General features: G+C 72.6%; 11 protein-coding genes. 2 read left to right on the top strand and 9 right to left on the bottom strand.

What is annotated here, in order from left to right:
- Positions 1-122: 122 nt before the first annotated feature.
- From P3T39_RS01035 to P3T39_RS01025, 3 genes are all read right to left on the bottom strand, one after another.
- Entirely contained in the window at positions 123-2,963 is a 2,841-nt protein-coding gene (locus P3T39_RS01035; protein ID WP_280695290.1) for an FtsX-like permease family protein, read from the bottom strand.
- Positions 2,960-3,745 carry an ABC transporter ATP-binding protein gene (locus P3T39_RS01030; protein WP_280695289.1) on the bottom strand — a complete coding sequence of 262 codons (786 nt, stop codon included), beginning with the start codon at positions 3,743-3,745 and terminating at the stop codon, positions 2,960-2,962. Before P3T39_RS01030 ends, P3T39_RS01035 begins: the two co-directional genes overlap by 4 nt.
- A gap of 89 nt (positions 3,746-3,834) precedes the next feature.
- On the bottom strand, positions 3,835-4,440 hold the full coding sequence (locus P3T39_RS01025; protein WP_280695288.1) for a PadR family transcriptional regulator: 606 nt from the start codon (positions 4,438-4,440) through the stop codon (positions 3,835-3,837).
- A 61-nt stretch (positions 4,441-4,501) separates the two neighbouring features.
- On the opposite strand from P3T39_RS01025, the gene P3T39_RS01020 reads away from it, so the two are divergent.
- A complete protein-coding gene (locus tag P3T39_RS01020) occupies positions 4,502-5,491 on the top strand; it encodes an endonuclease/exonuclease/phosphatase family protein (RefSeq protein WP_280695287.1) in 990 nt (329 codons plus the stop codon).
- Between the two features lie 147 nt (positions 5,492-5,638).
- Here P3T39_RS01020 and P3T39_RS01015 read toward each other — a convergent pair whose 3' ends face one another.
- The 4 genes from P3T39_RS01015 to P3T39_RS01000 all read right to left on the bottom strand — a co-directional run bounded on the left by P3T39_RS01015 (position 5,639) and on the right by P3T39_RS01000 (position 14,374).
- Positions 5,639-6,826 (bottom strand): PP2C family protein-serine/threonine phosphatase, encoded by a 1,188-nt coding sequence (locus P3T39_RS01015; RefSeq protein WP_280695286.1) that lies wholly within the window; start codon positions 6,824-6,826, stop codon positions 5,639-5,641.
- 191 nt (positions 6,827-7,017) lie between these two features.
- A complete protein-coding gene (locus P3T39_RS01010) occupies positions 7,018-10,227 on the bottom strand; it encodes an ATP-dependent DNA helicase (protein WP_280695285.1) in 3,210 nt (1,069 codons plus the stop codon).
- 99 nt (positions 10,228-10,326) lie between these two features.
- Positions 10,327-13,836 (bottom strand): ATP-dependent DNA helicase, encoded by a 3,510-nt coding sequence (locus tag P3T39_RS01005; RefSeq protein WP_280695284.1) that lies wholly within the window; start codon positions 13,834-13,836, stop codon positions 10,327-10,329.
- 175 nt (positions 13,837-14,011) lie between these two features.
- Positions 14,012-14,374: an MGMT family protein gene (locus tag P3T39_RS01000; protein WP_280695283.1), complete on the bottom strand. Its 363-nt coding sequence runs from the start codon at positions 14,372-14,374 to the stop codon at positions 14,012-14,014.
- A 143-nt stretch (positions 14,375-14,517) separates the two neighbouring features.
- On the opposite strand from P3T39_RS01000, the gene P3T39_RS00995 reads away from it, so the two are divergent.
- The gene (locus P3T39_RS00995) at positions 14,518-17,154 is read left to right on the top strand and encodes a lysylphosphatidylglycerol synthase transmembrane domain-containing protein (RefSeq protein WP_280695282.1); all 2,637 of its coding nucleotides are present in this window, start codon (positions 14,518-14,520) and stop codon (positions 17,152-17,154) included.
- A gap of 133 nt (positions 17,155-17,287) precedes the next feature.
- On the opposite strand, the gene moeZ is transcribed toward P3T39_RS00995, so the two are convergent.
- Positions 17,288-18,466: an adenylyltransferase/sulfurtransferase MoeZ gene (gene moeZ / locus P3T39_RS00990; RefSeq protein ID WP_280695280.1), complete on the bottom strand. Its 1,179-nt coding sequence runs from the start codon at positions 18,464-18,466 to the stop codon at positions 17,288-17,290.
- Positions 18,467-18,646: 180 nt separating this feature from the next.
- Positions 18,647-19,609: an NAD(P)-dependent oxidoreductase gene (locus P3T39_RS00985; RefSeq protein ID WP_280695279.1), complete on the bottom strand. Its 963-nt coding sequence runs from the start codon at positions 19,607-19,609 to the stop codon at positions 18,647-18,649.
- Positions 19,610-19,644 lie beyond the last annotated feature (35 nt).

Below are 19,644 nucleotides of genomic sequence, written 5' to 3'. Positions count from 1 at the left end.
TGCCCGCCACCGGGCAGCCGACACTGATCGGCGCGAGAACGCCGTGACCTCCGCTCCCTCCCCGCGCTTCGCCGGTCCCCGTCGGGGACACCGCGAGAGGCGGGAGGGAGCGGAGGCCGTGATCAGGCGGTCCGGCGGAGCACGCCCAGCCGGGAGCGGCTGAAGAGCATCGCCAGCAGGGTCGCCAGGGCGGGCAGGACGAGCAGCGTGAGCCCGATGTTGAGCCAGGGGATGGCGATCACCGTCCCGTCCGTGCTGCTCCGCCCGGCGACCAGGCGGAGCGCGATCGCCGGCACGGCTCCGGCGACCGCGCCCATCGCGGCACCCATCGCCGCGATCACCCCGCACTGGAAGCCGGAGAGCCGTCGGCGGATACCGCCGTTGGCGCCGACCGCCGCCAGGGTCGCCAGGTCGCGCTGGGAGTCGGCGGCGGCCAGTCCGGTGGCGATCCCGGCCGCGCCGAGCGCGACCAGCGCGGCGAAACCGGTCAGCGCGAGGCCGATCGCACCCAGCCTGGACTGGTAGCCGCGCTCCACCTGGAGGTGGGCGGATTTCGCGACCTTGCCGAGGGCGGCGGTCGCCCGCTGCTCGGCGGAACTGCTCGGGGCGGCGTCCGGAATCCAGACCGAGCCGGTCGGTGCGACGGTCATCCCGAGCTGCTGGGCGGTCTGCGGGGTGAGCAGGGCGGTGGCGTTGGGCGTCGGTGAGGTGGCCGCCACGGCCTCCACGGTGATCTTCCGGCTGACGGGCTTCGGCGGGGCGGCGATGGTCCCGTCCGCGCCGATCTGGGGCAGGTACGCGCCCTTGCCCGTGCTCGGCTCGGTCAGCAGGATGGTGATCCGGCCGTCCTTGAGGTAGGCGGGGTCGAAGACCACCGCCTTGCCCTGGGTGAGTGCCTGCGCGGCCTGCTGGTCCTGGACCCCGAGAAGGTTGCGCAGCACCGAGGCGTCACCGGCGGGCAGGGCACCGAACGGCCCGAAGCGCGGGTAGTGGTGCTCCTGGCAGCGCGGGTCCGACTCGTAGATCCGGTTGTACTCGGCCTCGCTGAGCCGGGTGTTGTCGGGGTCGGTGGCCGGGCACTGGCGCTCCTTGGGGAGGATCACCATGGCGTAGCCGCAGGCGCCGCCGTTCGTTGCGCACGCCGCGCCGTACCCGGTCCGGTAGACGTCTCCCCGGCTGCCGAGTCCGGAGACCGACTTCTCGACGGCGGACTGCGCCACCGTGGCCCCCGCGGCCGTCTGCTCGTCGAGGCTGAGCACCACCGCCCCGCTCGGCAGGGCGGCCTCGTAGTTGTTCCGCTGCTGCTGATCGTGGCTGGCCTGGTAGATCCCGACGGCGACCGAACCGGCCACCGCCGCCATCACTGCGGCCACCGCGGGTGCGGTACGGCCCCGGTGGCGTACGGCGTCGCGCAGCGCGAGCCGGGGGCTGAGCGGCAGCCGGCGGCCGAGCCGCCCGAACATGCCGACCAGCATCGGGGTGCAGACCACCACCCCGAGTTCGGCGATCATCGAGCCGCCGAGCACCGCCAGTACGCCCTGACCGCCGGCCGCTCCGAACAGGGCGAGCGCCCCGCCGCCGGCCACCATCAGCAGACCGACCAGGGCAAGCCTGCGGCTGGCGCGCCGGATCGAGCCACGGCCGGTCAGCGCCTCCACCACGTCCTGCCGGGACGCCTGGACGGCCGGGACAACGGCCGCCAGCAGGCCAGTGACCAGGCCGAGCGCGGCGACCCCGAGCAGGTCGAGCGGCTGTAGCGCGAAGTGGCCGAAGCGACTGGAGGCCGCTTCCTCCACCCATGGGCGGGTGGCAGCGGTCACCAGGACGGCGAGCACCACTCCGACGACCGCACCGGCCAGGCCGAGTACGACGCCACCGCCGAGGACGACGGCCCGTACGTGCGAACGGTCGCCACCCCCCGCCGCGAGCAGCCCGAGCTGCCGCCGGGAGCGCCTGGCCCCCACGGCGAAGGCCGGGCCCGCGAGCAGCACGATCTCCAGCAGTGCCATCCCGGCCGCCGTTCCGGCGACGATGAGGGTGGTCTTGCTCAGGGCCCTGTCGCTGCCGTACTGATCCTGCCTGGCGTAGTACGGCACCTCGGAGCGCGGTGGCGGAGAGAGCGCCACGCTGCGCGAGGCGGCCATGAAGCCGTACTTGTTCATCCCCAGCACCGCCGGCCAGTCGAGCACGGCCCCGGCCGGCAGCCTGACCAGCCAACTCCCGCCGCCCAACGGGCCGCCGCGCTCCGCGGGCGAGGGCTGGCCGAGGGCCTTGTCCATCGGCTCGATCAGCGCGCCGGGGCGGCCGATCAACTGGATGATGCCCAGTTCTCCCGGGTACTCGGCGACGGCGGTGATGGTGTAGGGCTTGGCTTCCAGGCCGCGCACGGCGGTGGTGTCGCCCAGCTTGAGGCCGGACTGGTCGAGGAACGCCTTGGTGGCGGCCACCTCCTGGGGTGCGCTCGGGGCGCGGCCCCCGACCACGTCGAGCTTGCCGCGCCAGATCGGGTCGGTGAGATCGGCTTCGGCGGTATCGGCGCGCAGTTGGCCGTCCCGGCTGGTCGCCAGCGCGCCGGTGCCCCGGAGCACCGGAGTCAGCACGGAACCCTTGGGAAGCAGTTCCCCGATCAGCGCTTCCGGGTCGGTCTCCAGGCTCCGGCGCTGCTCGGGTGTGGGCTTGGTGCCCTGGCGCGGCGAGTCGACGTAGGCGCCGCCGTCGGCCGACGGCGGCTGGAGCACGGTCACCCCCCGCCCGTACACCGAGACCAGGGCGTCCGAGGAGCCCATCAGCCGGACGGCCTTCTCCTGCGGGGTCAGTTCGGAACTGCGGTAGATCACGTCGGCACCGGTCACACCGAGGACCGGCAGCGCGATCATGGCGATGACCAGAGCACTACGACCCTTGGCACGCAGGGCGTCGCGGCGGGCGATGCGCAGGGCCACCCGCCAGGCGCTGAGCTTCACTCCGTCCCCTTCGCACTGTTGGTGGCGGAGGTGACGAGCAGGCTGGCGGCGTCCTGGCTGACGGTCTCGTCGACCATCCGGCCGTCGCGCAGGAAGATCACGCGATCCGCCCAGGCGGCGTGCCTGGCCTCGTGGGTGACCATCACCCCGGCCGCACCCGCATCGCAGCGGGCCCGCAGTACGGCGAGGACCGCCTCCCCGGTGGTGGAGTCCAGCGCTCCGGTCGGCTCGTCGGCGAGGACCAGGCGGCGGTCGCCGATCAGGGCACGGGCGATGGCGACGCGCTGCTGCTGCCCGCCCGACATGTCGTCGGGAAATCGGTCCGCCAGTTCGGCGATGCCCAGCTCCTCCAGCGCCACCAGCGCCTCCCGGCGAGCCGAACGGCTGGAGACACCGTCCAGTTCACGCGGCAGCGCGATGTTCTCGGCCGCGGTCAACGCCGGTATCAGGTTGTAGTCCTGGAAGACATAGCCGATCGAGCGGCGCCGGACCTGGGCAAGGCGCTTGCGGGAGAGCCCGCCCAGGACGACGCCCTCGACCAGCACCTCGCCGCTGCTCGGGGTGTCAAGACCCCCGGCCAGAGTCAGCAGGGTGGACTTCCCCGAGCCCGACGGGCCCATCACGGCGACCAGTTCGCCCGGGTACACCCGCAGGTCGATCCCCCGAAGGGCCTGCACCTCGGCAGCGCCCTGGCCATGCACTCGAGTGATGTCCGCCAGGTGCAGCACCGGCGTCCGCTCTCCGGCGTCCGGCTGCACGCCGGCCGACTGAGTTGTACTCAACTTTCCCCCTGCAATGGCTTGTTCTGTTGATTTAGACCGACCGGCAATAGGGCCCGCGGCGTCGCGGCGCTCCTTGTTGCCGGTCGGCCTTAGAGCTGGCTGCGCCGCTTCGGCCCGGCCGATCTGCGCTCGGCGCTCGGCGCCGGCTCGGAGCTCGGCGATCCCGGGCGGTACGTGGCCAGGCGGGTCTCGCAGTGGTCCAGCCAGCGGATCTCGGCCTCGGTCTGGAAGATCAGCTGCTCCAGGACCAGCAGCCAGGCCAGGTCGTCCTGGCGGCCCGTGTCGCCATTGAGCGCCTGGCCCTTGAGCCGGGTGTAGTCCTGGAGCGCCTTCATGCTGTGGCGGCGCTGGGACTGGACCACTGCGGCGACATCCACCCCGGGGACGGTCACCGCCATCGCCAGCTTGATCGCCAGTTCGTCGCGCGGCGGACTGTTCCTGGGCACCGGCGTCTCGAACCAACTGCGCAGTTCCGCGCGTCCGGCATCAGTGACGGCATAGAACAGGTGCCCCTCCTCGTCCTCGCCGTGCGGCGCCACCAGGCCGTCCCGTTCCAGACGGCCCAGGGTGGTGTAGACCTGACCGACATTCAGCGGCCAGGTGGCGCCCGTACGGGCCTCGAACTCGATGCGGAGCTGGTAGCCGTAGCGCGGGCCCTGGTCGAGCAGGGCGAGCAGGCCGTGACGGATGGACATACTCGGTATGTATACCCGGTATGCCCCTCCCACTCAAGCACAGCCGGTACCGTCGTACGGTGTGAGCCAGCTGCGCATCGCCACCTTCAATCTGTTGCACGGTCAGCCCCTGGCCGCCGACGGCAGCCCGCTGCCCTACCCGCCCGAGGCCGCCGATCCCCTGGGCGAGGCGATCGCCGGACTGGGCGCGGACGTGCTCGCGCTCCAGGAGGTCGACCGCTACCAGGAGCGCTCCGGCCTGGTGGACCAGACCGCCGCGGCCGCCAAGGCGATGGGCGCGGCCGACTGGCGCTTCGCCGCCGCGCTGCACGGCCGGCCCGCCCCGGTGGCAGGCTGGCTGCCCAACCCCGCCGTCCCGGGCCTCCAGGTCTACGGGCCCACCGCGCTCGAAACGGCCACCGACCTGCCCTCGTACGGCACCGCCCTGCTCACCCGGCTACCGGTGCAGCACTGGCGCGCGCGCAGGTTCGCGCCCGCGCCGTTCGGGCTGCCGCTGCGGGTGGCCGGGCGGCGCGGGCTGACGCCCGTTCCGGACGAGCCGCGGGCCGCGCTGGCCGCGGTCCTGGAGGGCGAGCGCGGGCCGTTCACCGTGGTGGCCACCCACCTGTCCTTCGTGCCCGGCTGGAACATGGCCCAACTCGCCGCGATCCGCCGCTGGATCGCCGACCTGCCGAAGCCGTACCTGGTCCTCGGCGACTTCAACCTGATCGGCGCGATGCCCCGCACCGTGCTCGGCAGCGCCACCGCGCTCGACCGCGAGAGCGCACGCGAGCGCCGGTCCGAGCGACTGCGGCGGCGGGACCTCCAGGCGGCCCGGCGCATTCGCGCGGCCCAGCCCGGACTGCGGCGACGGCGGGTACGGGAGCCGCGCCCGCGCCTCCAGGGCTGGTACGACCTGGCGAGGACCCCGACCTACCCCTCGCACAACCCGGCCGTCCAGTTCGACCACGTGCTGGCGATCGGCGTCCCCCGCACCGCCGTCGGCCCGGCCTCGGCCCCACGCGCCACGGTCTCCGACCACCGCCCCCTGATCGTCGAGGTGAGCCTTTAGAGCAAGGGTGAGCCGTCAGGGGCGCGGGGCTCCGGGTGGTGCATGGCCGATCGGGTGCCAAGGCTCCCGCCACAGGGGGTTGTTCGCGCACGTAGTTGATCAAGTGGAGCCCCGCCCCCTGAGGAGCCACCCGCTTGCCCCGAAGTGTCAGACCGGGGTGACAGTCTGCTGACCGGGCTGGTGCGGGAGGTGGTGGCCGGTGGGCTCGTACTGGAGGAGGAGCATGGCCGCGTCGTCGCCGAGCTTGCGGCCGACGTGGCGGACGACGTCCTCGTGGATCCGGTCCAGGACTTCGACCGGGCTGCCGACGGCGACCTGCGGGAGGCGTTCGGCGAGGGGGTAGAAGACGCCCCAGTGGTCGCGGGCCTCGATCACACCGTCGGTGAAGAGCAGCACCCGGTCGCCCGGATGCACCCGCACCCGGTGCACCGGCGGCCGGACATCCGCCGGATCGAGCACGCCGAGCGGCGGCACGGTCTCCTTCAGCTCCAGCGGCCGCACCGGCTCGCCGGCCCGCAGCAGCAGCGGCGCCGGGTGCCCGCAGTTGACGATCTCCGCGATGCCGTCCGGCCCGACCCCGATCAGGACGAGGGTGACGAACTCCTCCTCCACCCCGGGGTGGTCGTTCTCGTGCAGGGCCCGGTCCAGGCTGACGGCCAGCCAGCCCGCGACCTTGGCCAGCTCGGGCTCCTGGTGGGCGGCCTCACGGAACGCGCCGAGGACGGCAGCCGCCGTCTCCACCGCGTTGAGCCCCTTCCCCCGGACGTCACCGACCACGGCCCGCACCCCGTGCCGGGTGTTGACCACCTCGTACAGGTCCCCGCCGATCCTGGCGTGCGCGGCGGCGGCCGCGTAGTGGACGGCGGCCCGGACGCTGCCGACCCGGTCGGGGACGGAGCGCAGCAGCACACGTCTGGCGATCTCGGCCACCAACTGGGCGTCGGCGAGGGCTTTCTCCTGCCGCAGCCGCAGCGTCGCACTGACCGAGCCGATACAGGCGACCAGGGCGATGGCGAAGACGGTGGCGCTGTGCACGGACTCGCCGAGCACGTCGTTGTAGATCGCCATCAGGAAGGCCGCGACCTCGGTGAAGAGGCCGATCAGCAGCGGGTACCAGGTGCGCCTGCTGACCACGGCGGCCAGCGCGGGCACGGCGGTGAGGGCCGGTTCGACCGTCACCGTGCTGTTGCTGAAGTAGTCGAGGGAGACCACCAGCAGCATGCCGATGAACGGCAGCGCCAGGGCGGTCTTCGGCCAGGTGCCGGTGACGGTACCTGGAACGGCTCCCGGGACCGGCCCCGCAAGCCGCTCTCTGATCCATCCGGTCGCGCTCAACTTCGGTCTCTCCAGCAGAAGGTGGCCGGTGCCGGGGGACACCTGCGGTGATGACAGAGGGTCAGGAACTTCGTCCTCGTCGGCGGCCGGAGAACAGGGGGTGACCGGTTACCGACCCCACAATAGGCGCGAAAAGTGCACAGCGCACAGGTTTCGCACGGTCCTGTGACGACTTGGATGCCCTGCGTGACTCATTCTTCACTATTCCCGATCAGGAGCCTGGTCAACTCTTTTCGGTCAGGAAGTCCTGACGGTTTTACGACCCGGCCGCTGCGGACGTACAGGAACGAAGCCGTGACCTGCTCCAGATCGACACCCGCCTGTTCCGCCCAGGCCACCCGGTAGATGGCGAGTTGCAGCGGGTCGGCCGTCTCGTCCCGATGGGTCTTCCAGTCCACGACCTCGTAACGTGGCACGCCCGGTGACCCTGAGCCACCGTCACGCTCCCGGTACACCGCGTCGATCCGGCCGCGCACCACCCGCCCCGCGAGCACCAGTTGGAAGGGTGCCTCGACCCGGTACGGCGTCCGGGCCGCGTACGGGCTGCGCAGGAACGCCTGCTTGAGCCGCTCCAGGTCGCGCTCGTCCTCGATCCCGTCCTCGTCCGCCCCGGGCAGGTCTCCGGGCTCGATCAGCATCAGCGGCTCGATCCTGGACTGCACCCAGGCATGGAAGCGGGTACCCCGGCGAGCGGCAGGCTGCGGCGGACGGGGCATCGGGCGGGCCAGTTCACGGGCGAAGCCGTCCGGGTCGGCGGCCAGCCGCATCAGCTGGGACGCGGACATCGAGGCCGGCAGCGGGACCTCGCGCACCGAACGCCTGGACCGCTCCAACTCCCCCAGCAGCGCGGTCAGGTCACGGTCCCAGGAGGCCACCTGGCGCTCCGCCTCCGCACCCAACTCCTCGTCCTGCGGGGCCGGTTCACCTGCCAGACGGCGCTGGACCACCTCGGCGACCCGGCGGCGGGCAGCCTGTGCGGCCGGGTCCAGCGGCAGCGGCCACGGGGTCTCCACGGAGGCGGACAGCGCCGGGTTCCCGGCATCCGGCAGCGGCGGCTCGGCCCACTGCTCGACCTCGCCGCAGCCCGGCTGCTCGCAGTGCGCGCGCAGCTCCTTCAGGAAGGCGGACGGGCCGCGCCGCCGCTTCTGGCTGGGCCCCCACCAGTGGCCCGAGGCCAGCAGCAGCGAGCGCGGGCGGGTGAACGCGACGTAGCCGAGGCGCAGTTCCTCGGTGGCGGAGTGCTCGGCCATCGCCTTCTTGAAGATCCCGATCTCCTTGGGCGCCCATTTCCCGACCTCGGGCAGGATGGCGGCGTCGCCGCGCAGGGCGTGCGGGAGCACCTTCTTCGTACTCGTCCAGCGCTCGCGCCCCTTGTTGCTCGGGAAGGCGTCCTTCACCAGCCCGGGGACGGCCACCACGTCCCACTCAAGACCCTTGGACTTGTGCGCCGTGAGCACCTTCACGGTGTCCTCGCCGCCGGGCAGGCTGCTGTCCAGGCCGCGCTCGTACTCCTGGGCGGCACGCAGGAAGGCCAGGAAGGCGGAGAGCCCCGGGTCGCCGTCCAGGTCGGCGAAGCCCGCGGCCACGTCCAGGAAGCCGTGCAGCGTCTCCCGGCGGCGGGCCGCCAGGGCATGCGGGGAGGCAGCCAGTTCGACCTCCAGGCCGGTCACCGCCAGCACCCGGTGCAGGACGTCCATCAGCGGTTCGGCGAGCGTCCGGCGCAGCTCGCGGATCTCCTGGGCGAGCCGGGCGAAGCGCACCCGGGCCTCGGCGGAGAACGGCAGCTGGTCGGGCTGCTCGCTCTCCAGGAAGGTCTCCAGCGCGTCGGCGAGCGAGACCACCTCGGTCGGGTCGGTCTCGGCCACGGCGGCACTCAGCGCGTCCTGGCCCTCGGGGCGGGCGGTGCGGACGAGCTCGGCGGCCCGGCGGCCGAGCAGGGCGAGGTCACGTGGGCCGATCCGCCAGCGCGGGCCGATCAGCAGCCGCACCAGCGACGCATTGGCCGTCGGATCCTGAAGCACCTCGCAGACCGCGACCAGATCGGCCACCTCTGGCAGCTGGAGCAGCCCGCCGAGGCCCACCACCTCGACCGGAACCTCCCGGGCCACCAGCGCGGCATGGATGTCCGCGAAGGCCGCGCCGCCCCGGCACAGCACGGCGATCCGCCCGGGCGCGGTGCCCGTGGCGACCAGGTGGGCGATCGACCCGGCCAGCCAGTCGATCTCCTCGGCGTGGGTGGGGAGCAGGGCGCAGCGCACGAAGCCCGACTGCTCCTCGCCCGGCGCCGGGCGCAGCGCCTCGACGCCCCGGTGCATGGCCCGCAGCGGGGCGGCCAGGTGGTTGGCGAAGGCGAGCAGCCGACCGCCACTGCGGCGGTTCTCGCTGAGCGCGTAGCGGGTGGCCGGGGTGCCGTCGCGACGAGGGAAGTGCATCGGAAAGTCGTCCAGGTTCGCGACGGAAGCCCCGCGCCAGCCGTAGATCGCCTGGCACGGGTCGCCGACCGCGGTGACGGGATGCCCGCCCGCACCGACTCTGCCCTCGGCCTGGCCGAAGAGGCCGGCCAGCATCAGGCGCTGGGCGACCGAGGTGTCCTGGTACTCGTCGAGCAGCACCACCTTGAACTGGGAGCGCAGCAGCTCGCCGACCTCCGGTCGCTGCTGGGCGAGCCGGGCGGAGGCGGCTATCTGGTCGCCGAAGTCCATCAGCCCGGCGGCCCGCTTGCGGCGCCGGTACTCCTCGACCAGCCGGAGCAGTTCGAGCCGGGCACGGGCCGTCACGGGGACGGCCCGAAGATCGTCGTTGCTGAGCCTGACGGTGGCCAGCGAGTCCAGCAGGCCCTGGTCGAAGGCGCGCAGTTCGGCGGGCTCGACCAGGTGCTCGGCCAGTTCGCCGTCGAGGGCGATCAAGTCCGCGACCAGGCCGGAGAAGGCACCGGTCAGGGCGGGAAAGGGCCCGCGCTCGGAGCGCAGCACCTTGGCGGCCAGCTGAAAGCGGGTGGCGTCGGCGAGCAGGCGGACGTCCGGTTCGATGCCGATCCGCAGGCCGTGCTCCTTGAGCAGCCCACCGGCGAAGGCGTGGTAGGTGGAGATCTCCGGCTCGCCGAGTGCGTCCTCGTCGGCGTCCAGGACCTGGGCTCGCAGCAGTGCGGAGCGCACCCGCTCGGCCAGTTCTCCGGCCGCCTTGTTGGTGAAGGTGAGCCCGAGCACCTCCTCCGGGCGGACCGCCCCGGAACCGACCAGCCACACCACCCGGGCGGCCATCACCGTGGTCTTGCCCGACCCGGCCCCGGCCACGATCACGGCAGGCTCCAGCGGCGCGCCGATCGCCTGCATCTGCTCCCGGTTGAAGGGGATGCCGAGCAGCTCCTTGAGCTGTTCGGGGTCACTGAGCACGGCACGCACGCCGACCAACCTAACCGGTACCGCCGACAAACCCCTCACGAGCAAGGGCAAGTCTTCAGGGGCGCGGGGCTCTGTCTGGTTGGTCCTTGCCCCGGAGGGCTAGTCGATCAGTTGGCGGCCGTCCCGCTGGGCCGAGCAGCTGCTGCGGAACGAGCAGCGGGCGCAGTTGTCGCCGGTGGTGGGGACGAAGCGCTCGGCGAGGACGCGTCCGGCGGCGTCGGCGAGCAGGTTCTCGATCCACGGCTCGCCGTCCGGCGGGCCCTGCTGCTGGACCTTCGGGGCCTGCGGATCGCCCTTGGCGGGCTCGCGCAGGTGGACCAGCTCGGCCCCGCCCGAGGTGGCGCCGTCCTCGAAGCCGGGCAGGCCGTCGAGCGCGCCGCCCAGCACGGCGAGCTGGTAGACGGCCAGCTGCTTGTGCTCGGGCAGCGACTTGTCGGTGGGGATCTGCTTGCCGGTCTTGAAGTCGACCACGTATGCGCGGCCGACCTCGTCCCGCTCGACCCGGTCCATCGAGCCCCGGATCCGGACGCTGATCCCGCCGACCGGCAGGGTGAGGTCGAAGCCGTGCTCGGTGGCCACGGTGACCCGGTCGCGTTCCAGCACGTGCCAGTGCAGGAAGCGCTCCAGTGCAGCCCTGGCCTGCTCCTTCTCCTGCTGGGACTTCCACGGCGCGTCGAAGGCCAGCGCGTCCCAGACCGTGTCCAGACGCTCCATCAGTACCGCCAGGTCGGCCTGGGTGCGGCCGGAGCCGACCTCGTCGGCCAGTGCGTGCACCACATTGCCGAAGCCCTGGGCGGCGGTGGTGGTCCCGGCGGCCTTGACGTCCTTGTCCAGGAACCACTGCAGCGCACAGCTCTCCAGCTGTTCGAGCCCGCTGCCGGAGAGCCGGACGGGCTCCGCCGGGGCGCGCAGCGGCTCGGCGGACTCGGTCCGGTCCAGCAGCCCCCACCAGCGGTCCGGGTGGGCGGCGGGGACCAGTGGCGCCCCCTCCTCGTCGGCGGCCGCGGCCAGCACGGCCAGCCGTTCGGCGGCGGCCCGGCGCAGCTCTGGGGCCTGCCCGGGGTCGACGGTGACCGCGCGCAGCTCGGCGACCAGCGCGGGCACCGACAGCGGTCGGCGCGGCCGCTGGGTGACGTCCTCGACGGTGACCTGCGGGGTACGGCTGCGCACCCGCCCGGTCCTGGGGTCGGTCTCCTCCCGGTACAGCTCGCGCAGGAAGCGGGAGGGTTCGTCGCCGTCCTCGGTGGGTGCCTTGACGGCGGTGACGATCAGCCGTTCCTTCGCCCGGGTCACGGCGACGTAGAAGAGCCGGCGTTCCTCACCGAGCAGGGCGGCCGGGGAGAGCGGTTCGGCGAGGCCGTCCCGACCGATCCGGTCGGCCTCCAGCAGTGAGCCTCGGCGGCGCAGGTCGGGCCAGAGGCCGTCCTGGACCCCGGCGACCACAACCAGGCGCCACTCCAGGCCCTTGGAGCGGTGCGCGGTCATCAGCCGGACGGCATCCGGGCGGACGGTCCGGACGGTGAGGGTGTCGGCGGCGATGTCCTGGGCCTCCAGCTCGGCCAGGAAGTCCAGCGCCCCCCGGTGGCCGGTGATCTGCTCCTCGGCCCGGGCGGCGGTCTCGAACAGCGCGCAGAGCGCGTCCAGGTCCCGGTCGGCGTTGCGGCCGGCCGCGCCGCCGCGCAGCGCTGCCCGCTCCAGCCGCTCGCGCCAGCGGCGGCTGCCGTCCCACAGCTCCCACAGCGCCTCCTCGGCGCCGCCGCCCCCGGCCAGCAGCTCGCGCACCTTGCGCAGCAGCATCCCCAGGTCGCGGGCGCGCCGCGCATAGGCGGGCTCCATCGCGACCAGCCGCTCCGGCTCGGCCAGCGCCTCCCTGATCAGCTCCTCGGCGGACCGTACGGCCGCCCGCCCGAGGCCGGCACCCGGCCCGGCGACCGCAGGGGCGCCGTCCCTCGCCACAGCCTCCCCGGCCGCATCTCCGTCCCCGTCCCCTTCCCCGTCCCCTTCCCCGTCTGCGTCCCCGTCTACGTCTGCGTCGCGTCCGTTCCCCGTCCCGTTCTCCACCGGCCCGGCGGCCGCCCGCAGGACCTGGCGCTCCTCCTCACGCAGGGCGCGCCCGAGGCGGCGCAGATCGGAGCCGTCGAGTCCGCCGAGCGGTCCGGTGAGCAGGGTGCGGGCGGTCTCGGCGGTGCACTCCTCCGCCGGACCGGCGCAGACGCGCAGCGCGAGCAGCAGCGGCGCCACCGCGGGCTCGTCCCGCAGCGGCAGGTCGTCCCCGTCGATCTCCAGCGGCACCCCGGCGGCGGCGAGCGCCCGCCGTACGCCGGGGATCGAGCGCGCCCCGGCACGGACGAGGACAGCCATCTCGCCCCACGGGACGCCGTCCTCCAGGTGGGCGCGGCGGAGCAGGTCGGCGATGCTGTCGAGCTCGGTGCCGGGGGTCGGGTAGGTGTACACCTCTACCCGGCCGCCCTCGCGAGAGGGAAGCAGTGACCGGTGCTGGGCGAGTTTGTCGGCGGGCAGGCGGCCCATGGGCATCCGCCGGGCCAGCTCCCGGCCGGCGGCGAGCAGTACCGCGCTTGAGCGCCGGGAGACCCGCAGGACCTTGACCTCGGCGGGCCGGCCGTCGGCCTGCCTGAAGGACTGCGGGAAGTCGAGGATCCCGTTGATGTCGGCGCCGCGGAAGGCGTAGATCGACTGGTCCGGGTCGCCGACCGCGATCAGGTCGCGTCCGTCGCCCGCCAGTTGCTTCAGCAGCCGGACCTGGGAGGGGTCGGTGTCCTGGTACTCGTCCACGAAGACGACCTCGTACTGCTCGCGCAGCGCGGCCTGCACCTCCTCACGCTCGGCGAGCAGGACGGCGCGGTGCACCAGCTCGGCGTAGTCGAGGACTCCGCGCAGGTCGAGGACATCGAGGTAGTCGGCGAGGAAGTGTGCGGCCGCGGCCCAGTCGGGGCGTTGGACACCCTCCGCAAAACGGGCCAACTCTTCCTCACCGAGGCCGAGTTCACGACTTCGGGCGAGCACGGCGCGGACCTCGTCGGCAAAGCCGCGGGTGGTGAGGCAGGCACGCAGGTCGAGCGGCCAGCTGATCCCGCCGACGCCGAGCCTGGCGTCCTCGGCGTGACCGGCGAGCAGTTCGCGGACCATCACGTCCTGCTCGGGGCCCGAGAGCAGCCGCAGCGGTTCGGCGTACGCCTCCGGGTCCTGGTGGGCGCGGAGCAGGGCGTAGCAGAAGGAGTGGAAAGTGGTCGCCTGCGGCGACCGGAACACAGGCGCCTGCGGCGACCGGAACGCAGACGCCTGCGCCGTCGGCACCCCGGGCGCCTGCGGCACGGCTCCGCCGGCGCCGAGCCGAGCGGTCATCCGGTCGCGCAGTTCCATCGCGGCCTTGCGGCTGAAGGTGAGCACCAGGATCCTGTCGGGATCGGTGCCCTGTTCGATCCGCCGGACCACCGACTCGACCAGGGTGGTGGTCTTGCCCGTTCCCGGCCCCGCGAGCACCAGCAGCGGGCCGCCCGCGTGCTCGGCCACCGCCCGCTGGTACTCGTCCAGCACTGGCGGGGCGGGCTGTTCAAGGGGGCTGCGCACCAAGCGGAAGGGGGAGGTCACGGACGTCCTGGGCAGATCGGGAACGGATCAACGCCTGCTCGGCGTCGGGCGGGCCACATCGGGCCCGTATGCATCGAGCCTACGGTCCTGCCCCGACTGCCCCCGTCCCCGCACCCGCTTCGGGCCGGCCGCACAGACCGTCTCCGGGACAAACGGACAGGTGAGCAGGGGCGCATCAGTGCGGGCTCGCGCCCCCGGGCCGGCGTCGCTCCTGCTGCCCGTCCCAGCGGGCGCGCCTCAGGTCGACCCGGGGTTCGTCGCCGACGGTGCGCAACGGGGTGCCCTCCTCGCGGTAGTGCCCCAGCGCCCGGTGCTCGTGACCGGGCAGCGGGCGTCCGTCGGCGCGGATCACCCGCCACCAGGGCACGGCCCCGCCGTACAGCGCCATCACCCGGCCCACCTGGCGCGGGCCGCCCTGGCCGAGGTACTCGGCGACGTCGCCGTAGGTCATTACCCGCCCTGCCGGGATGCGCTCGGCAAGGTCGAGGACCGACTCGGCGAAGGGGGGCAGGGCACCCGTTTTCGTACTCTCCGTCACCGGGTTGATTCTTCCCCATCCGGTGGATCCGGCGGCCACTTGCGAGGGATCCGCCGCGCCCGATACGGCCCCTGTCCCGCAGGAGCCCTTCCGGCATGCCACCATCTTCGGGGCGGTGAGTGGTGATACGAGGACAAGACCAGATGACCGGGACGGCAGGCGTGGACGTGGACAGGGGCTCCGAGGAGTCCGCCCCCGACCACCCCGCAGACTCGGGGAAGGTCCCGTCGCGGCGGCCCGCACCGGACCGCCGGGTGTCATTGGTCAAGGGGGAGAAGCACGTGCGGGAGGGCGAGCCATCGAACGGCGGAGCGCTCGCCGTGGACGAGCCGCTGCTCGCCGCGCGTGCGCACCGGCCGTCCGATCTGATCCGGTTCCTGGCCGGGATCGCGGGCATCGTGGCGCTCTTCCTGGTGGCCAGGTTCGCGATCTCGACCACCTCGGGCCTGGAGAGCGACATCTCCGTCAACGCCCACCGCATCCCCAACGTCCTCAGCACCATCGCCGCCCTGGTCTCCAGCGTCGCGGTACTGGCCGTGCCGCTCGCCTTCGCGGTGGAACGGCTGATCAAACGCGACGGCCTGCGGGTCTCCGACGGCGTACTCGCCTCGGTGCTCGCGTACGGGGTCTCCCTCGGGGTGGACTGGTGGGTCGCGGCCGGTGCCCCCGGGGTCGTCCGGGACGCCCTCACCAAGCTGCCGCCGGGCGGCGGGCAGACCCTCACCGACCCGGTGCACGGCTACCTCGCACCGGTGATCGCCTACATGACGGCCGTCGGGATGTCGAGCCGCCCGCGCTGGCGGGTCGCCCTCTGGGCGGTGGTGATCCTCAGCGGTCTGACCGAGCTGGTCAGCGGCTACACCACGCTGCTCTCGCTGATCCTGACGGTGCTGATCGGCTGGTCCGTCGCGTACGGCACGCTCTACGCGATCGGCTCGCCCAACATCCGCCCGACCGGGCAGCACCTGCTGATCGGCCTGCGGAAGGTCGGCTTCGCCCCGGTGGGCGCGGTCCGTGCACCGGACGCCCCCGGGGGCACCCGCCGCTACTACGTCGAACAGCAGGACGGCCCCCAGCTGGACGTCCACATCATCGACCGCGAGCAGCAGGCGTCCGGCTTCTTCTACCGGGCCTGGCGGCGGCTGCGGCTGCGCTCGGTGGCCGTCCGGCGCAGCCCCCAGTCACTGCGCCAGGCACTGGAGCAGGAGGCCCTGATCGCGTACGCGGCCGCCGCCGCAGGGGCGCTGGCACCGCAGCTGGTGGCCACCTCGGAGCTGGGCCCGGACGCCGCGATCCTGGTCTACGAGAAGGTGGCAGGACCGACCCTGGACGAACTGGCGGACGAGGAGATCACCGACCAGGTCATGGCCTCGCTCTGGCGCTCCGTCGGGGCGCTGCACGAGCGGCGGATCGCCCATCGCAGGCTCACCGGCGAGTCGATGCTGGTGGTCGACGAGAAGACCGGCTGCCTGGTCAACCTCTCCGGCGGGGACATCGCGGCCAGCGATCTGACGCTGCGGATCGATGTCGCCCAGCTGGTCACCACCTTCGCGCTGCGGGTCGGGCCGGAGCGGGCGGTGGCCGTCGCCAACCGGGTCCTGGGCGCCGAACGGGTCGCCGCCGCGCTGCCGCTGCTGCAACCGGTCGGGATGAGCCGCTCCACCAGGATCGACCTGAAGCGGCTCAGCAAGGACCGCAAGGCCGCCGCCCAGGCACTGGCGCTGGAGCAGGTGGCAGCGGGCGAGCGGACCCAGCAGCAGGCCGAGGAGGACATCGCGGCGGCCGGCGAGGACCTGCTGAGCCGGATCCGCGGCCAGATCCTGCAGATCGCCCCGGAGGCCCCGATGGCCCCGGCGAAGCTGGAGCGGCTCAAGCCGAAGAGCCTGATCATGGTCATCGCGCTGACCTTCGCCGCGTACCTGGCGCTGACCACCATCCAGCCCGCTCAGCTCCGGCTATCCCAGATGAACTGGGCCTGGGCGGCGGTCGCCCTGGCCGCAGCCGCAGCCAGCTACGGAGCGGCGGCGATGAGCCTGACCGGCTTCGTCCCGGAACGGCTTCCGTTCGTCCGGACGATGGCGGCCCAGCTCGCCGGGTCCTTCGTCAAGCTGGTGGCACCCGCCGCGATCGGTGGCATCGCGCTGAACACCCGTTATCTGCAGAAGGCGGGCATCCGCTCCGGACAGGCGGTGGCCAGCGTCGGCGCCTCGCAGCTGGCAGGCCTCGGCGGGCACCTGCTGCTGCTGTTCAGCTTCGGTCTGATCACCGGCACCCAGACCAACGGGGACCTCGGCGCCTCCCGAGCGGTGATCATCGGGGTGCTGACGGCCGCTGTGCTCGCCCTGGTGGTCGCGGCGGTCGGGCCGCTGCGGCGCTTCGTGGTGACCAGGGTCCGCTCGCTGTTCTTCGGCGTGGTGCCCCGGATGCTCGACCTGATGCAGACGCCCAGCAAGCTGGTCACCGGCTTCGGCGGCATCCTGCTGCTCACCCTGAGCTTCACCGCCTGCCTGTACGCCTCGATCAACGCGTTCGGCGGGACGATCACGTTCTCGGCGGTCGCCGTGGTCTTCCTGACCGCCAACGCGGCCGGGTCCGCGATCCCGACCCCGGGCGGCATCGGCCCGGTCGAGATCGCGCTGATCGGTGCGCTGACGGTGGCCGGTGTGCCGCCGACCGTCGCCACCCCGGCGGTCTTCCTGTTCCGGCTGCTGACCTTCTGGCTGCCCGTCCTGCCCGGCTGGATCGCCTACAACGTCCTCCAGCGCAAGCGCGCGCTCTAGGGCCTGTCTGCTCCAGCGGGGGCCGGGAACCGCGTGTCCGTCAGGGACCAGTGCACGGCTGATCACTTGCCCGGAGCCGCGCACGCGAAAGGGCCGCCCACTCGGAGAAGCGGACGGCCCCTGCGGCGACGGCCTAGTAGGTCGGCTTCTGCGGCTCGATCTGGTTGACCCAGCCGATCACGCCGCCGCCCAGGTGGACGGCGTCGGAGAAGCCCGCCGACTTCAGCACGGCCAGCACCTCGGCGGAGCGGACGCCCGTCTTGCAGTGCAGCACGATCTTCCTGTCCTGCGGCAGCGTCTCCAGGGCGGTGCCCATCAGGAACTCGCCCTTGGGGATCAGCTTGGCGCCCGGGATGCTGACGATCTCGTACTCGTTGACCTCGCGGACATCAATGATCTCGATGTTCTCGCCGGTGTCGATCCACTCCTTGAGCTGCTTGGAGGTGATCGTCGAGCCGAGGGCCGCCTCCTGCGCCTCCTCCGACACGACACCGCAGAAGGACTCGTAGTCGATCAGCTCGGTGACGGTCGGGTTCTCACCGCAGACGGCGCAGTTCGGGTCCTTGCGGACCTTGACCTGACGGTAGGTCATCTCCAGGGCGTCATAGATCATCAGACGGCCCACCAGCGGGTCGCCGACACCGGCGAGCAGCTTGATCGCCTCGGTGACCTGGATCGAGCCGATGGAGGCGCAGAGCACGCCCAGCACGCCGCCCTCGGCGCAGGAGGGGACCATGCCTGGCGGCGGGGCCTCCGGGTACAGGCAGCGGTAGCAGGGGCCGTGCTCGGCCCAGAAGACGCTGGCCTGGCCGTCGAAGCGGTAGATCGAGCCCCAGACGTACGGCTTTCCGAGCAGCACCGCTGCGTCGTTCACCAGGTAGCGGGTGGCGAAGTTGTCGGTACCGTCCACGATCAGGTCGTAGCCGGAGAAGATCTCCATGACGTTGTCGTTGTCGAGACGCTCGTCGTGGAGGATCACGTTGACGTAGGGGTTGATCTCCTTGACCGAGTCGCGCGCGGACTCGCCCTTGGAGCGACCGATGTCGGACTGACCGTGGATGATCTGGCGCTGGAGGTTCGACTCGTCGACGGTGTCGAACTCGACGATGCCGAGCGTGCCGACACCGGCCGCGGCCAGGTACATCAGAGCGGGCGAGCCGAGACCGCCGGCGCCGACGCACAGCACCTTGGCGTTCTTCAGCCGCTTCTGCCCGGCCATCCCGACATCCGGAATGATCAGGTGGCGGGAGTACCGGCGGACCTCGTCTACGGTGAGCTCGGCGGCCGGCTCGACCAGGGGTGGCAGCGACACGTGGACTCCGATGGTCAGTTCGGTTGCAGCTTTCGATTCCAACTACGCCAACAGTGTCACGCCGGGCACCTATTCCGAGACAGCATGTCCGACTGGCGAGACCGGCGGCACCGGATCGTGGGACCGGCCCAGGAGGGCCGTCCGGTGCCGCAGGCCGTTCGTACGGCGCTGGTCGAGGTCTCAGACCCGGCAGGCGGTCTCCAGCCAGATGTCCCCGAGCGACTCCTCCAGCGGCACCTGTGCCCGCCATCCGAGACGGTCCCTCGCGGTGCGCACATCGGCCTGCCGCCACTGCACCGGCTCCAGCACCGGACGGGCATCCGACACCCGGTGCGGCTCCGCCCCCCGGTGCTGCTGGTCCGCCGTGCTCTGGCTGGGCACCAGCACCTGACGGGCATCCTCGCTGATGGATCCCTCGAACCCGGCCGCCCTGACCAGGAGCCCGGCCGCGTCCCGGGCCCGGACGGCATGGCCGCTACCGATGTTGATCACCCCGGTCGCGGCCGACACGGCGGCCGACTGGATCGCCCTGGCGACGTCCCGGACGTCCACGAAATCCCGGAATCCGGACAGGTCCGGCATCCGCACCTGGTGCTCGCCCTGCTCCAGCGCACGACGCAGCCCCTCGGCGAGCCGCCCGAACAGCGAGGCCGTCGGCGAGCCCGGGCCGACCACGTCGAAGACCCGCAGCACCGCCGCGTCGAGCCCCGAGGAGATCACCAGCTCCGTCCCGGCCAGCTTGGACACCCCGTACGGACCGGCCGGCCGGGGCTCGACACTCTCCGGGATCGGCACGCCCGAGGGCATCGGCCCGTACTCGGCCGCAGAGCCGACGTGCACCAGCCGGGCCGGCTCGCGGCTGCGCCTGATCGCCTCGCACACCGTCGCCACGGCGAGGGTGTTCGCCCGGATCAGGGCCCGTGAGGAGCCGTAGGTCGCGCCGGCACAGTTGATCACCACCTGCGGGGCCACCGCGTCGAGGAATCTGGCCAGCGCTCCCGGGCTTCCCGCAGTCAGGTCGAAGCGGATGTCGGCCGAGTCGCGACGGCCGAGCACGGTTACCTGGAGCTCGTCCTCGGTCATCAGACGGTCGGCGACCCGGCGGCCGATGAAACCGTCGGCTCCCAGCAGCAGCACCCTCATCGGGGGTGTCCTTCCACGAAGCCGCCCCGTACGGG

Source organism: Kitasatospora sp. GP82 (assembly GCF_029892105.1).
Taxonomy (GTDB): domain Bacteria; phylum Actinomycetota; class Actinomycetes; order Streptomycetales; family Streptomycetaceae; genus Kitasatospora.
The sequence above is the reverse complement of the archived record's forward strand: the minus strand, read 5'-3'. Positions and strand labels throughout refer to the sequence as shown.